The organism is Collinsella sp. CLA-AA-H302 (assembly GCF_040093305.1).
In the GTDB taxonomy this organism is placed as follows: Bacteria; Actinomycetota; Coriobacteriia; order Coriobacteriales; family Coriobacteriaceae; genus Collinsella.
Map to the genome: position 1 here is coordinate 125,680 of NZ_JBBNJW010000005.1, position 14,042 is coordinate 139,721.

The 14,042-nt window shown below is 59.1% G+C and carries 11 protein-coding genes; 4 read left to right on the plus strand and 7 right to left on the minus strand.

Annotation, left to right across the window (positions count from 1 at the left end):
- The first annotated feature begins 42 nt into the window (after positions 1-42).
- Positions 43-438, plus strand: coding sequence for a GtrA family protein (locus AAAV21_RS05250; RefSeq protein WP_055250892.1), 396 nt, complete (start codon positions 43-45; stop codon positions 436-438).
- Between the two features lie 218 nt (positions 439-656).
- Positions 657-1,064 (plus strand): GtrA family protein, encoded by a 408-nt coding sequence (locus tag AAAV21_RS05255; RefSeq protein ID WP_055250894.1) that lies wholly within the window; start codon positions 657-659, stop codon positions 1,062-1,064.
- Between the two features lie 159 nt (positions 1,065-1,223).
- On the opposite strand, the gene AAAV21_RS05260 is transcribed toward AAAV21_RS05255, so the two are convergent.
- From AAAV21_RS05260 to AAAV21_RS05290, 7 genes are all read right to left on the minus strand, one after another.
- A complete protein-coding gene (locus tag AAAV21_RS05260) occupies positions 1,224-2,117 on the minus strand; it encodes a DUF4430 domain-containing protein (RefSeq protein ID WP_349107965.1) in 894 nt (297 codons plus the stop codon).
- 9 nt (positions 2,118-2,126) lie between these two features.
- Positions 2,127-5,915, minus strand: coding sequence for a DUF4430 domain-containing protein (locus AAAV21_RS05265; RefSeq protein ID WP_349107968.1), 3,789 nt, complete (start codon positions 5,913-5,915; stop codon positions 2,127-2,129).
- 431 nt (positions 5,916-6,346) lie between these two features.
- Positions 6,347-8,110, minus strand: coding sequence for a lipopolysaccharide core heptose(II) kinase RfaY (locus AAAV21_RS05270; protein WP_349107970.1), 1,764 nt, complete (start codon positions 8,108-8,110; stop codon positions 6,347-6,349).
- Between the two features lie 9 nt (positions 8,111-8,119).
- Positions 8,120-8,536, minus strand: coding sequence for a hypothetical protein (locus AAAV21_RS05275; protein WP_349107971.1), 417 nt, complete (start codon positions 8,534-8,536; stop codon positions 8,120-8,122).
- Positions 8,537-8,635: 99 nt separating this feature from the next.
- Entirely contained in the window at positions 8,636-10,159 is a 1,524-nt protein-coding gene (locus tag AAAV21_RS05280; protein WP_349107973.1) for a C69 family dipeptidase, read from the minus strand.
- Positions 10,160-10,513: 354 nt separating this feature from the next.
- Positions 10,514-11,368 carry a tetrahydrofolate dehydrogenase/cyclohydrolase catalytic domain-containing protein gene (locus AAAV21_RS05285; protein WP_117564484.1) on the minus strand — a complete coding sequence of 285 codons (855 nt, stop codon included), beginning with the start codon at positions 11,366-11,368 and terminating at the stop codon, positions 10,514-10,516.
- 2 nt (positions 11,369-11,370) lie between these two features.
- A complete protein-coding gene (locus AAAV21_RS05290; RefSeq protein WP_055250908.1) occupies positions 11,371-12,003 on the minus strand; it encodes a cyclodeaminase/cyclohydrolase family protein in 633 nt (210 codons plus the stop codon).
- A gap of 377 nt (positions 12,004-12,380) precedes the next feature.
- Here AAAV21_RS05290 and AAAV21_RS05295 point away from each other — a divergent pair, with 377 nt between their 5' ends.
- The gene (locus AAAV21_RS05295) at positions 12,381-12,980 is read left to right on the plus strand and encodes a hypothetical protein (RefSeq protein WP_147351026.1); all 600 of its coding nucleotides are present in this window, start codon (positions 12,381-12,383) and stop codon (positions 12,978-12,980) included.
- Positions 12,981-13,219: 239 nt separating this feature from the next.
- On the plus strand, positions 13,220-13,813 hold the full coding sequence (locus tag AAAV21_RS05300) for a hypothetical protein (protein ID WP_349090023.1): 594 nt from the start codon (positions 13,220-13,222) through the stop codon (positions 13,811-13,813).
- The last annotated feature ends 229 nt before the right edge of the window (positions 13,814-14,042 follow it).

Sequence of the window (14,042 nt, forward strand, 5' to 3'; positions counted from 1 at the left end):
ATCATCCCCACGGCGTCCCGGCGCCACCCTAAGGCAGGTACCATGCAGAAGCTCCTTGCGCAGATCATGAAGTTTGGCGTCGTCGGCATCGTCGCCACGGTCATCGACTTTGGCATCATGAATCTGCTCCACTACGGTCTGGGCCTTAACATCCTAATCGCCAACACCAGCGGCTTTATCATCTCACTCATCTTTAATTACGTCGCCAGCATGAAGTACGTGTTTGCGCACAAGGAAGGCATGAGCCGCCGCCGCGAGTTCATTATCTTTGTCGTGCTGTCTGTGATCGGCCTGGCACTCAACGACGGTATCGTGTTGACACTCAACGCCGGCCTGGGACTCGAGGCCAATATCGCCAAGATCTGCGCCACCGCGCTTGTCATGGTCTACAACTTTGTGACCCGAAAGATCTTCCTGGAAGGCGATGAGACCAAGTAACTCGCAACCTTACAGCTTTACAATGCCCACGGATGACGCGCGTCAAGCGCTGTGTTGTTCGTGGGCTTTGCTCGTTTACGGGCAAATTTTCAACGTTTGCGGATTAGCTCTTGAAAATTTGGCGAGTTCGTATAGTTCTTGGCAAAGACCTTACGCTTCCCTTGCAAAAGCTCTAAAGTATCCTCTGCTCGATTCATCAACGCATTGGATGTGATTACGTGCGCAAGGCACTGGCACAACCTCATACCAAGCAGTTCCTCAAGTTCGCTGTCGTGGGTCTTATCTCCTTTGGCATCGACTGGGGTATGCTCATTGCGCTTGTCGAGCTGTTTCACCTCGACTTTTTGATGAGCACCACGGTCTCGTTTACCACGTCCGTCGTGGTCAACTACTGGCTCAGCATGAAGTACGTGTTCGACCACCGCGAGGGCATGAGCCGCAAGCGCGAGTTCACGATCTTCACCATCCTGTCGGTGATCGGCCTGGGCCTCAACGACCTGTACATGTTTGTGGGCGTCACGTTTTTGAGCATCGGCTACCAGGCCATGAAGGCCATCGCCACGTTCCTCGTCACCTGGTACAACTACTTCAGCCGCCGCTTCTTCCTCGAGGGCGCACGGTCGTAGTCGATTCGCTATTTGCTTGAATGTATAACCGGTTGGAATTCCCATTCCAACCGGTTTTTTGTTTGCCGAGAGACCCGGCGACCCAATCCCATTCGCATGAAAAACGGGCGGCCCGGATGTCTGTCGGAACCGCCCGTCTGGCGCGCTATGTCGAAGCCTCTAGCCTGTAACGTAATACCAGACCACGTTGTCGCCGTTGGAGAGAACGTAGTTGCTGCAGGCCGTCATGGGCGTTGTGCCGTTGACGGAGTACATCCAGCCGCTCGTGCCGCCGTACTGTTTCTCGGCCAAACCACCAATCGCAGAAACATACGTGCCGTACGACGAGCCATGTGCGTTGACAGAAAGGCCCAGCGCGCACAGGGCATCGTAGACGGTAGCGCCTTCGTTAAAGGTAAAGGTGCCACCAGAAGACACAGGATTGCCCACAGCGCTCGATGTGACCGAAACCGTCACCGTTACGTAGCTGGACTCCTGCGAGCCGCCCTGGCCGCCCGAGGAGGCGTTTCCACCATTAGAGGATGAGGCTCCATCAGACGACTGGCCACCGCCAGACGCATTGGAAGTATCACCGACTCCCGTATTTTGGGCAGCGGATTTATCGCCAGACTTCTTGCCGTCCTGGTCCTCGGACTTCTTGTTATCCGAGTTCTTGTCCGATTCCTTGTTTGAAGACTCGGAATCGTCCTTGGACTTGGACTCATCAGAATGCTTGGACTCATCTTTTGCGTCATTCGATGACTTAGAATCCTTGGAACTGGCCTCGCCCGAAGTCGTAGTCGAGCCAGACACCTTGGTGTCCTTGGTTACGACGCTCTCCCCCGTCACGGTCTGAATGATCCAGTCGATGGACCAGGCACCGCTCTCGGAAGGATGGACGAAACCCAGCGAGACGACGATCAGAATGGTGCACGCGGCAGTCAGGACGCCGAGGAGCGTCTTGCGACGAGGGGCGGACGCCGCCGAAGCGGCGCCCTGTTGCTTTGCATCGTCGAACTGAATGAACGAGGAATCTGGTTGCTTGGAGTCAGCGTCCTTGGATTTATTGGACACAGCCCTCACCTACCGACGTTTGGTGAACACGAACACGCCGACGATGGCGAGACCGATGACGCCGGCGGCAACGCCAACAATGGCGAGCGGGTTGGTGCCAGTCTCCTGCTCGGAGGCACTAGAGGACTTCTTAGCAGTGGTCGTGGAAGCAGCACCCGTATCGGACTTGGAATCGGACTTCTTGTCGGACTTGTTGTCCTTCTTGTCAGACTTCTTGTCAGACTTCTTCTCGTCCTTCTTATCGGACTTATCGGTGTCCTTCTTGTCGGACTTGTTGTCCTTGGTCTCGGTCTTGGTCGACACCGTCGTCTTGGTCGTCGGCTTATGACCCGGGGCGATAGCGCCGCCGGCCTGCTGGCCCTTCGTGCCGGAGCCGGAACCCGTGCCCGTGCCAGCACCGGAACCGTTGCCAGCGCCACCGTTGCCACCATTAGTGCCAGAACCGCCATTGCCGCCAGGGTTGGTGGCATTCTTGGTCCACTTGGCATACAGCGTCAGATCGGCCGTCACCGGCATACTGAAGTCATACGCCTGCGCGCAAGTCTCATCGGTGAACCAACCGCCGAAAGTGTAGCCATCGCGCGTCGGATCGGCCGGCTTGACCAGCTTGCCGTCGGCCGTAGCCACAAACTTAGTGTCGCAAGCAGACCCGCCGTTGGAATTAAAGGCAACCGTCCAAGACTCAACAGCCCCGAGCTTGAACAGCGTGCCCGAATCATTGATGTAGTAGAGGTTGCCAGAAGCATCGGCAATGACCGGAGAGTCACAGTATTGGTAATGGCCAGCCGCATCATAAATCTGCGTCGCCTCTGCGTCGCCGAGCGTATAGCGATACACGCCACCACCAGCAGAGTAGCTGACGTAATCCTTGCTATCCGCGCTGTTAACGGTGAAGTACACATAGGTCTTGCCGCCCTGAACACTCACCAGCGGAGTAGCAGCAATACCGTTGAGGCCAGCCGGCAGCGCCTTGCCGTCGGCAGCAGCGACCATCGTGGTCTTACCCGTCTTCAGGTTATAGAGAACCAGAGCAGAGCCAGTAGCCGTCTGTCCGCCGACAATCAGATTGTCACCAGACACCGCAGGGGCGCTCAGATTATTCGTAAGGCCCAGATCAACCGTCTTCTGTTCACTCAGCACGCCCTTTGCCGAAAGCGAAATCACATGGAGCATTCCGTCGTGCGTCATCTGATAGAAGGTCGAACCATTGGACGGATCGGCAATGCAATCGGCATTTGCGACAGCGCCGAGCTTCATGGTCGAAACGACATCGCCCGTCGTCTTATCAATGCACTTAAGCGTGCCCGCGCTCGTAGGAACAATGGTGTACTTATCCGTCAGCGCAGCACCAGTCCAATAATAGCCCTCGGAAGGGTCAATGTTCTGCCAAGAGACTTCGCCCGTGGCAATCTTGATACGCTTCAGGGAGCCGTTGCCGTAGGTCGCGTTGTAGTTCTCGTCATACGAAATATCGACCGTACCAACATAGATGTACTCGCCATCCGAAACCACGGTGCAGGAGCTCTGCGTCAAGTCCGTCAAACCAGGCGTCAGCCACTTGCAGATCAGCTTGTCCGCAGTAATCGCCTGGACCGCACCGCCGTTGAGCGGAACGATGATAAGGCCATTGGCATAGATCGGACGAGAGGTATAGCTCACCTTGGAGGCAAGCGGCGCAGAGGCAACCTTTTTACCCGTGGACGAATCGATCTTAATGAGCTCGTTCTCGGTCGCGATGTACACAAAACCGTTAGCAATGACAGGCTCGCTGCAGTTGGCATACTGCTGGCCAGACTCGGCCTTCCAATCGAAGGCCCACTTAAGACCAGCGGCCTGCGCAGGCGTCTTGGCATCCGTTACGGTCGAACCGTTGCCACTGTTGCCGTAGCCGGCCCACTCGGCATCCCAATCAGGAGTCGTCGCACTCGGGTCCACGACAATCTTGTCAGGATCGGGCATGGGCGAATCGTCGGTGGTATAGGCAAGCGTAACCTTATCGTCGCTCTTGAGCGTAATCTGATTGGCGCAGAGTAAGGAGGGCTCTCCATTGATATACAGATGCCAATATTTATTGGTCGCAGCATCCCAGACATACGGCTTGTGATCGAACGGCGAAGTAATGGAATTCAGGAACCAGTATGCACCGCTCTGGGAGGCGTTGTAATCAACGCTCTTCGCCTTCAGAACCGTCTCAATAAGGTCCTGGGCCGTAGAGCCTTCGGGCAGAGAAACATTGCTTGCCGAGCCCCAGCGAGTATTGTTGCCGTTGACATCGGGACCGATAACATCGACGGACCCAAGAACCTGACCGGGGAGGGCATCGCTGTCGCCAGCATACATAAAGGTGACGGCGTCACCCTCCTGGAGCTTGTAGGCACCGGCGCCAACGTCGGCGAACTTGCCATTTACGTAGAAGCGCCAATAGCTCTTGGTCGCAGCATCCCAGCCATAGGACTTACCATCGAACGGCGAATAAATGCCGCTGAGGAACCAGCCCCGAGACGATTCGCTAGATTCGAGCCTAAGGCCAGTCTGCTCCAGCAAATCCTTAGCAGTGGAACCAGCCTTGAGACTCGTCTGGCCCGTCGAAGCCCAAACCTGCTGCTTGCCGTCCTTGTCCTTGCCAAGCACCTGAACGGAAGCATGGACGGAATCAGAGGGCAACTGGTCGCCCCAGCCACCGTAGAACCACGTAACGGTATCGCCAGCATGAATGGTGACATTGTCTGCCGTGAAGTCGCTCGACTTGCCGTTGATGAACAGCTGCCAATAGGTCGAATAATCGAGCGGCGTACCCAGCTCAACGCCGTTGTACTTAAGGCTCAGAATGAAGGAGCCCGCAGCAACGGCGTCGATGTCATTCGCCTCGAGCGCGACCTTCGTAAGGTCAAGTGCGCTCGAGCCGGACGTCACCACATACTGCGCGTTATCGACCCAAGTCTGAGTCTTGCCCTGGGCATCGCGACCAATGACGGTCACATTTGCGGCAACCTGGTCCTTAACGACAGGGGACGAGCTACCAGCCGTATAGGCAAACTCAATCTTTTGCCCCTGGGTGAGCTTGACGCTGCTCGCGCCAACCGAGGAAGACGCGCCATCGACGAACAGCTGCCAGAAGGCATAAGTCGTCGGATCGTAGGCAAGCGTGCGGCCATCGCTCGGGGATGTGATGCTTTTGAGGTAGAACCCGTATGCCGTGTTCGGATCGTAGTCCGCCTTGAAGCCCGTCTTCTCCTGCAGCTTAATAAAGGCATCCGCAGCCGTCGCGCCCTCGTCGAGCTTGAGCTGCGTAGGTGCCACCCAGGTCTGAGCCTTGCCGTCGGCATCGGTGCCGATAATCGAGAACGAGACCTCGACTTGCTTCTTGGCAACATCGCCGGTTTCCGTCGGGCTCTCCGTCTGGACGGCAGCCGCGGCGGCAGATCCTGCTTGGTCAGCGGCTACCGTCGAAGACTGCTCACTCGCGGCAGGGTTCTCCCCCGTCGCCGAGCCTTCGTCGCCAGCTGCCACCCCTGTTGTGGCGGCACTGGCTGCGGGCGCGCTCCCAGAATCTGAAACCTCGGCGCCGCTCTGCTCGGCGGCACCGCCCGCAAGCGCTGCGTCCTCACTCGGCGTCGCAGCCTGAGCCACGGCCTCGGCAATGCCCTCGGCGCCCTCGGCCCACAGCTGAGCCGGCGTGGTGCCAAAGGCCATCGCGAAGGCCAGGAATGCCACCAGGCCGCGCTTGGCTACACCGCGTGCAATCGCGCCACGGCGATGCAACGAGGCGCGTTCGCACTCGTCCTCAAACATATCCATTTGTCCCCCATTGTCTGTACTTGGAGCGTTGCCTTGAGGCTGCCCCACGTCATCGCGCATGTTGCGCTCGAGTTCCCCCATCGGGATCTCTCTTCCCTCCAGAGCCCTATGCACACCGGCAGCATACGCCGCAGCCGCATGCAAGATGGGAGGCGATCCGACTTAACCTTAACGGCTCAGGCGCGCCGTCCGATCTGCGACGCGAACATCCCGAGCCAAGAGGAATTACGGTTACTGGTACAGCCGGGGACTTGCACCCCGATTCTCCCAAACGCGCAGGAAAACCGCGCATTTGTGCGTCTCCGCACCACCATCTAGGCCATCGATTATTATCGTCAGTATGGTATCACGCAAAAGGGCCTCGCACGCAGGCGAAGCCCAAGGTAAAAGCCATTGTTTGCGATAGGAAAATACGGTGACGGTCGCAGCCTCTAGTGCTTGCCGCCGTGACTGTTGAGCCAGATATTGCGGCCCAGCATAAGTGCCAGCACCAGCGCGCTCACGTAGCCCAAAAAGCCAATGACCGGAATGCCGAACACAACCGGCTCGATGCGCGCGTAGTACACCACCGACGAACCGATAAACAGGCCGGCGATCACAATAGCCATCGACATACGGTCGATAATCCCACCTAGCTGTCGCAGCGCCTTATCGCTGCTCATGATCTGCGTGTTCACCTTAAGCTGGCCGCGCGTGAGCATACGCGAAGCCAAGCCCAGATACTCGGCTGCCTCGAGCGAGCCTTTTGCCGCACGATAGCTGCTCGCGGCAAGATCGCGTCCCATATCACGTACGCGCGCATAGGTGCTCTTCTCGTTTTTGATGTGCGCCTGGATAATCTGAATCATGTTGACGTTGGGCATATACTCGGTCAGCAAACCCTCGAGCGTCACCATGCCGCGGGCGAACATCGTCACCACGCTCGGCAGCTCAACATCATTCTTACGCGCGAGGTTTAACAGCGAGGTCAAAAACTCGCCGATATCCAAATCCTTCAGGTCAAGGCCCGCAAAGTCAGCCACGATAAAGTCAAGATCGGACAAAAACGCTGAATGATCGAGCTCTGCCGAATCGCCACGCGTCACGGCGAAGCGCATGAGCGAATCCTTGAGCTTGGGCACGTCACCCTCGGCCACGGCGAAAATCATGTCCTTGACGATACCGCGATCGTGACTCGACATGCGTCCGACCATGCCCAAGTCGATAAAGTAAACGATGCCGTCCTTGAGAATAATGTTTCCCGCATGCGGGTCGGCATGGAAAAAGCCGTCGTCGAGCACCTGCGTCGAGTAGTCCTCGACGATTGCGGCACCAATCTTTTCCAAGTCATAGCCCTCGGCCTCAAGGCGTTTGGGATCGGCGATGGAGATGCCGTCGATGTAGTCCATGACCACCACGTGCTCGGTGCAAAGGTCCAGGTAGGACTTGGGGCACGACACGCCGCGCACGCTTTTGTGGAACTCATAGAAATCGTTGAGGTTTTTGGCCTCGGCTAAAAAGTTGGTCTCCTCGCGAAACGAGGTCCACAGCTCCTCGACCACGCCGTGCAGGTCCACAAATTGATCGGTGTTGACGAACTTGGAAACGATACGCACCACCGAGCGGATGATATCGATGTCCTGTGCCATAACTTGCTGCGCACCGGGGCGCTGCACCTTGACGGCCACGTCCTCACCCGTCACCAGACGAGCGCGGTGCACCTGCGCGAGCGATGCGCTACCAAGCGGATTGGGGTCGATCGCATCGAACATCTCCCCCAGGCGCAGGCCGTATTCTTCTTCCAGACAACTGAGTACGACCTCGTACGGCACCGGCTTCACGTCGGAGCGCAGACGACGCAGCTCGTCGCAAAAGCGTTGCGGCAGAATCTCGGACCGGTTAGCCAGAATCTGCCCCATCTTGACGAACATGGGGCCGAGTTCCTCGAGCAGGCGGCGCAAACGAACCGGCGTGAGGTTGTCCCACACGCGGTACTTTTTGACCAGGCGAACAATCTGCCCGATGCGTTCGCGGCGGCCCGCCGGCGTGAGCTGGTACTCCTCGTCCGGCGCCATTGCGTCGGGCTCTTCGGGGACCATATCGACAGCGCGCGGCTTTTTGCGAGCGCCCGAAACGGCGGTCTCGACCTCATCGACAACCGCCGCCTCGTCACCCAAGGGATCTAGATTGTTGTAATCGGTGGTGGAATCTGCCATCTGCGCTGCTTACTCGGCCTCTTCGGCGTCCTCTGCATCGTCGGGCTCAACGGACTCGACGGGCACCGAGGTCACGTTATCCTCGACCGAATCGACGATGTCGCGCACATGGGCTAGGAAGGCCGTGCGCTCGGGGGCGGTCATAACGCGGACGCGAGCCAGGATGAGCTCGTCGAGTACGCGCTGTGCCGCGGTCTCGCCCTGTATGCCCAGGCGCTCGGTCAGGTCGGAAATGGTGCCACCGGCCTGTTCGAACATGTCGGACACACTGCGGGCGATATCGGGGGTGGCAGTGTCCTTGCGCACCTGCTCACCCTTGGTACTGAGGTCGTCGAGAACCTTCTTGCTGCCCTCGACGGCAACGGCGGCAGCGCCAAAGCCAACGTTGATGGCGCCGTTAACAAGCTGATCGAGTTTCATAACCATGGTTGTCTCCAATCACAAACAACTGCATTGGCGTTCTTGTACCCAAGATTGAGTGAAAGCGACAAAGCGTTTTAGCGCTATTCGATCGACGGAAAATCCCTATCTCACGTTGTCGTTCATCGCGAAAGAGTTCTTCATGGCACAGCTCGTGGTGTAGAGCACCTTGCCCAGTAGAGCATCGGTCTCTACGCGAACACGCTCGGCAAAGGCCTCGTTGGCGCGTGCAAGCTCGGCAGGCACCTCGGCCTCGGGCAGCGCGGCTACGACAGCGTCGACGTCATGGATCTGCTTGTGGCCCATGCCACCGACCTTCTCCTGGTAGTCCTCCACGGCGCGGCCGCACTCATGGAAGCGGACGTCGGCCAAGGCGCCGATCAGGCGATTTGCCCAGTAGAAATTCTCGGACGTCACGCGGGCCTGCGTGTCGGCATAGTACTCGGGCATGGTCTCCACGTTGGCGTACAGCGGCACGAGCGCGTTAAACGAGTTGGAGCCAAAGGCCATCCACTGTACGGCGCGGTAGGCCGGCCGCGCATAGGGGCGCAGCTGCAGCACGGCGAGCTGGCTGTTGCGGTTGATGCCGATGGGACGATAGGCACCGCGCGTGGCGGGCGTGCCCTTGCTGCCGTAGCAGTCGTACTCCGTGCCCTGGTAGTGACTCGAAAGCACGTACTTGATATCCTCGATGGTCATCTTGCGCTCGGGCACGCGGCTCCAGGGGATGTCGTCGCTCTCGGGCGTGTAGTCGGCGTCGGGACCGTCCCACACATCGCTGGGGTTAAGGCAGCGCTGCATATACCAGGCGCGCGGCGTGTTGTAGACGTGGTCGCTGTCGCTGTGCGAGCCAAAGGCCTCGCGCGGGTTGAAGACCGCGGCCGGACCGTCGCCCTCGACGCCCAGCGTCAGGTCCAGATGCCACTCGGCCATCCAAGCGCGCAGGTCGGCGGAGCACATGTGATCGGCCTGGGCGCCCTCGGCGTCATCCAGGTCAAAGCTGTCGATACCCAGCTGGTTGGGCATGGTCACATAGGCGTCGTCAGGCACGCGCTTGGCGATCCAGTGGTGACCGCCGATGGTCTCGAGCCACCAGATCTCGTCCACGTCGCTAAAGGCGATGCCGTTGTTCTCGTAGGTGCCATAACGCTCGAGCAGGTCACCCAGAATGCGTACGCCGTCGCGGGCGGATTTGGCATATGGCAGCACCAGGGTCACCATGTCCTCCTCGCCCAGACCGCCGGGCTGCGCCGGAACATAGCCGTCCTCGTCCTCGTTGCCCTTGGCGGGCACGTAGTCGACGAGCGGGTCGGCGCCGCGAACGCGCTCGTTGGTGGTGAGCGTCTCGGTTGCGGACATGCCCACATTGAGCTCGTTGAAACCGGCCTCGGCCCAGATGCCGTGGCCCGGGACAACATCGGGGACGCTCGTGTAGCGCATGGGGTTATCGGGCAGTTCAACGGTCAGGTGACTCAGGACGCTCGTGTAGACGCGCGGCTGCTCGTCGGGATGCACCACGCGCATACGCTTGGGCTCAAACACCCCGTTGGACGAGTCCTCGTTGCGGGCAACCAACGTCGACCCGTCGTAGCTCGCGTTCTTACCAACCAAAATCGTTGTGCACGGCATGCGCATCCTCCTTGAGCGAAGAAATCAAACGATAACAGTGTATCGCTTCGGCGCAGAAAGGGCGAAACCGCGGCGCTGGCAACCCCTGTGGTCAAAAAATGCCAAATGTGAGTACTGTCACCAATTTAGTAACATCAATTTTGCTACGTATGGGTGCCAAAAGTCTACATTTGTTCAAAAATTAGATGATGTAATTCCTCATAGGTCCAATAAAATAGGCTCTTTATCGATAATAAATATCGTTAGAGAGCCTATTTGACCTAAAGAATATGTGACTATCTTGGCAACAGTACTCATATTTGGCATTTTTTGTCCACGGGGTATAGAGCTAACCCCTCAAACAGCCCAAAACGCCTATTTCGATGCGCGCTCGGCCGCCTCGATCACGTGTTTGGCGAGGATCGCCGTCGTCACAGCGCCCACGCCGCCCGGCACGGGCGTGATGGCGTTAACGACCGGCTCCGCAGCATCAGAATCGACGTCACCCACCAACTTGCCAGCGGCCTCGTCCCAATTAATGCCAACATCAATGATCGTCTGGCCCTCTCGAACCGCATCCACGTCAATCGTACGCGCGCGTCCAACGGCGGCAACCACAATGTCGGCAGCACGGCACTCGGCAGCAAGGTCGTGCGTATGCGTATGGCACGTCGTCACTGTGGCATTGCGAGCCGTAAGCATGGCGGCAACGGGACGGCCAATCACCAGCGACCGACCAACGACCGCGACCTTGGCCCCATCCAGCTCAACGCCGTAATGATCCAGCAAAGCAAGCACGGCTTCGGCTGTGCAGGGGGCAAAACCCTCGCCGCGCCCCGAAAGCGTGGTGAGCAGCGAAGCCGGCGTCATGGAGTCAACGTCCTTGGCAGGATCGAGTGCCGCGGCAACCGCGTCCTCGTCAAGGCCGGCGGGCAGCGGGCGGAACATCAGGCAGCCATGAACAGACGAATCGGTATTGATGTCCTCGATGGCCGCCAACAGCTCGTCCTGCGAAACATCGGCGGGAAGCAAAACGCGGCGAGCCTCAATGCCAACCTTTTCGCAGCGCTTGAGCGCACCGCGCTCGTAGGATAGGTCGTCCTCGCGTTCACCCACGCGCACGATAGCCAGCGTCGGCACAACGCCGCGCTCGCGCAAAGCCACGCAGCGAGCAGCAAGTTCCTCAGTCAAAGCGCGAGCAACGGGGGCGCCCTTCAGCAGTTCAGCCATGGCTATCCCCTCTTCCTTGCGGCGTCGGCGGCGCGGCGCGCCAGCGCATCGGCGCGCGGCAACCACATGTCGAGCAACTCATCACACGCCGTCTCGAGCTCCTCAGCACGAGCGCGATCCTTCATAGACGTGGTGTTCGCAAAGAGCGTCAAGCTCGCGCCCTGCATAGCGGAACGGCAGAACACGGCGCCGCACGCCACATCGGACAGCAGCTGACGCGAACCCTTGTCGGCCATGTCCTCGAGCAGCGCCAGTGCACGCCCGCAGGCATCCATAATGCGATACGGCGGCATAGCGGCCACATGCAGCGCATCCTGAATCGCGGTCGCTCGAGCCGGATCGCCACGCGGAATACCGTACGCCGCGGACACCTGCCCATATGCACGAACGTCCTCGGCAACCAACTCGACAAGCTCCTGGGCCAACTCATCTGCCTGGGCAAATGCGCGCGTCAGGTCATCCGCGCGATCGGCAAGCGCAGGATTGGTCGCACCATAACGAGCGACCATTCCACAAAGCGAGGCGCCCAGCGCGCCCACAAAGGCGCTCGCGCTGCCACCGCCGGGAACCGGCTCGCGTGCGGCAAGTGCCTCGGCAAACTCTCGACAGGTTTTATCCATCATCTCTTGGCTCATACGCACGCACCTTCAAGTCATATACATCGGTCAGGCGGCAACCGCCGACCAACCGCATCGAACACGTAATGGTGCTAAGTCTAGCCCATAAGCACATGGGCGTCAGCGCACCTGGCCATCGCGGATTTCTATGACGAACGATAGGCCATGCCAACGCAAACATGGGACACATGGCCCACGTTTCGAGACTCCCGGGCAGCGGCAACTGGGGCATACATATAGGTAAGGAGCCCCATGTTGGGGCAACGCTCATCACGGCACCGGACGACGAATGGAGGAATCACCGCACAGCAAACAAAGTCATCATGTGCACGCGCAACCGCCGCCCCAGCAATCCGCGGCACACGATGTCCCTGGCAGACAAGGAGGACGCCACCATGAAGAAAAAGACCCTATCGATCCTTTCCCTTTGCATCGCCCTCTTTGCCGCGTTTGCCCTTGTCGGCTGCGGCGGGAGCGCATCGGGCGGCAGCAGCGCCTCCAAGAGCGAGAGCAAGGAAAAGACCCCCGTCGCCAAGAAGACCGACTTTATCTGGTTTAAGGTCGAGATGCCCGAGGGCGTCGGCGTAAGCGACTCCGCCGGCAAGAATGCCGACAGGGTCCAGCTCACCTTCCCCGAAGACGAGAACGCCTCGGCCGATCGTTTTATCCCCGTTTGGAAAAAAGCGCTGACTGCCGAGGAATCCCACGCCGACCAGGCGGAAAAGAAGGGGGATACGTTCCAGTGGAAGGATGGCGGGTCCGTCGAGTATAACGGCAGGACGTGGCTCGTCGGAACGTACGAGGACAACAGTGGCATCACAACCCTCCTCTTTACCGACGTTGAGCCGGGAAGCGTCTACGTCCTCATCTCGAACTTCGACCAGCACAAGAAAGAAGCCGAGGCGCTCCTCAACTCCATCGAGTTCCCCGATGACATGGCAGAGGCAGTTTCCGAGGCACGCGAAGTCGAGATTTCGAGCATCGAGATCAAGTAACGGGACACCCGCACGCGCCTACGCGCACCAGCGCGCATGCGCCCATTAAAACAACGGGCGCCCAACCCGGGGGGGCCGACAGCATCGGCCCTCCCCTCTTTTGGACCCGCGCATATTGCCACTTGTCGGCGCAATTCCAGCCCTCAGAATGGGACACATGGCCCACCCTAGCGAGCCGTCCACGCGTACAGTAAAGGCAGGTAATCCATGGGCGGTTACAGATCGAGGAGGACACGACCATGAAAAAGAAGGCCTTTGCGATTCTCACCCTCTGCATCAGTCTCTTTGCCGCGGTTGCCCTGGTGGGTTGCGGCGGAAGCGGCGGCGCTACCGGCAGTGGCGGTGGCGGCGGCGCAGAAAAGCCAGCCGTGGATATGAGGACCGACTTCATCTGGTTTAAGGTTGAGGTGCCCGAGGGCGTCGAAATCACGGACGTCGCAGGCGACACGGCCGATAGGGCCCAGTTTAAGTTCACCGAGAGCGAGCACGCCAGCGACCGCTTCATCCCCGTCTTCGACTCTGACAAGAACGCTGACGAGCTGTTCGACTACGAGGCCAAATGGAAGGCCAACTTTGAGTGGACCGAGAATGATCCCGTCAAGTACAACGGCAAGACCTGGCGCAACGCTTCCTATACACACTCGGGCGGCGTGACGACTGAGTACTTCACCGAAGCAGGCGGCGGCAGCGTATACGTGAGCATCGACAACGTCGAGGAGCACAAGGACGCCGTCGAGACCATGATGAAGTCTCTGGAATTTGCCGACGACATCGCCGAAGCCAAGACCGAGGCCATGGACGTCAAGCTCGACGATATCGAGATCAAGCGCTAAGCAACTGGCGAGCGCAGCGGGAAACACGGGCGCAGTGCAAACAAGCGACGGTGCCCCAGCGTTTCGTACTAAGGGAGGGCCGGTAAACCGACCCTCCCTTTCTTATGCCGGCACCTGACGAACGCGAGGATGCCGGACGCCGGAACCACCCCAAATGTGGCAACGGTACGAAAACGGCAAGCACCCAAACACGTCCGCCCGCCGATTTATAGCGCCGCGCACACAATTT

Excerpts from the sequence above, each read along its gene's own strand:
- AAAV21_RS05250 (WP_055250892.1), top strand. The coding sequence starts at position 43 with ATGCAGAAGCTCCTTGCGCAGATCATGAAGTTTGGCGTCGTCGGCATC.
- AAAV21_RS05265 (WP_349107968.1), bottom strand. The coding sequence starts at position 5,915 with ATGGATATGTTTGAGGACGAGTGCGAACGCGCCTCGTTGCATCGCCGT.
- AAAV21_RS05270 (WP_349107970.1), bottom strand. The coding sequence starts at position 8,110 with ATGGCAGATTCCACCACCGATTACAACAATCTAGATCCCTTGGGTGAC.
- AAAV21_RS05275 (WP_349107971.1), bottom strand. The coding sequence starts at position 8,536 with ATGGTTATGAAACTCGATCAGCTTGTTAACGGCGCCATCAACGTTGGC.
- AAAV21_RS05280 (WP_349107973.1), bottom strand. The coding sequence starts at position 10,159 with ATGCCGTGCACAACGATTTTGGTTGGTAAGAACGCGAGCTACGACGGG.
- AAAV21_RS05285 (WP_117564484.1), bottom strand. The coding sequence starts at position 11,368 with ATGGCTGAACTGCTGAAGGGCGCCCCCGTTGCTCGCGCTTTGACTGAG.
- AAAV21_RS05290 (WP_055250908.1), bottom strand. The coding sequence starts at position 12,003 with ATGAGCCAAGAGATGATGGATAAAACCTGTCGAGAGTTTGCCGAGGCA.
- AAAV21_RS05295 (WP_147351026.1), top strand. The coding sequence starts at position 12,381 with ATGAAGAAAAAGACCCTATCGATCCTTTCCCTTTGCATCGCCCTCTTT.
- AAAV21_RS05300 (WP_349090023.1), top strand. The coding sequence starts at position 13,220 with ATGAAAAAGAAGGCCTTTGCGATTCTCACCCTCTGCATCAGTCTCTTT.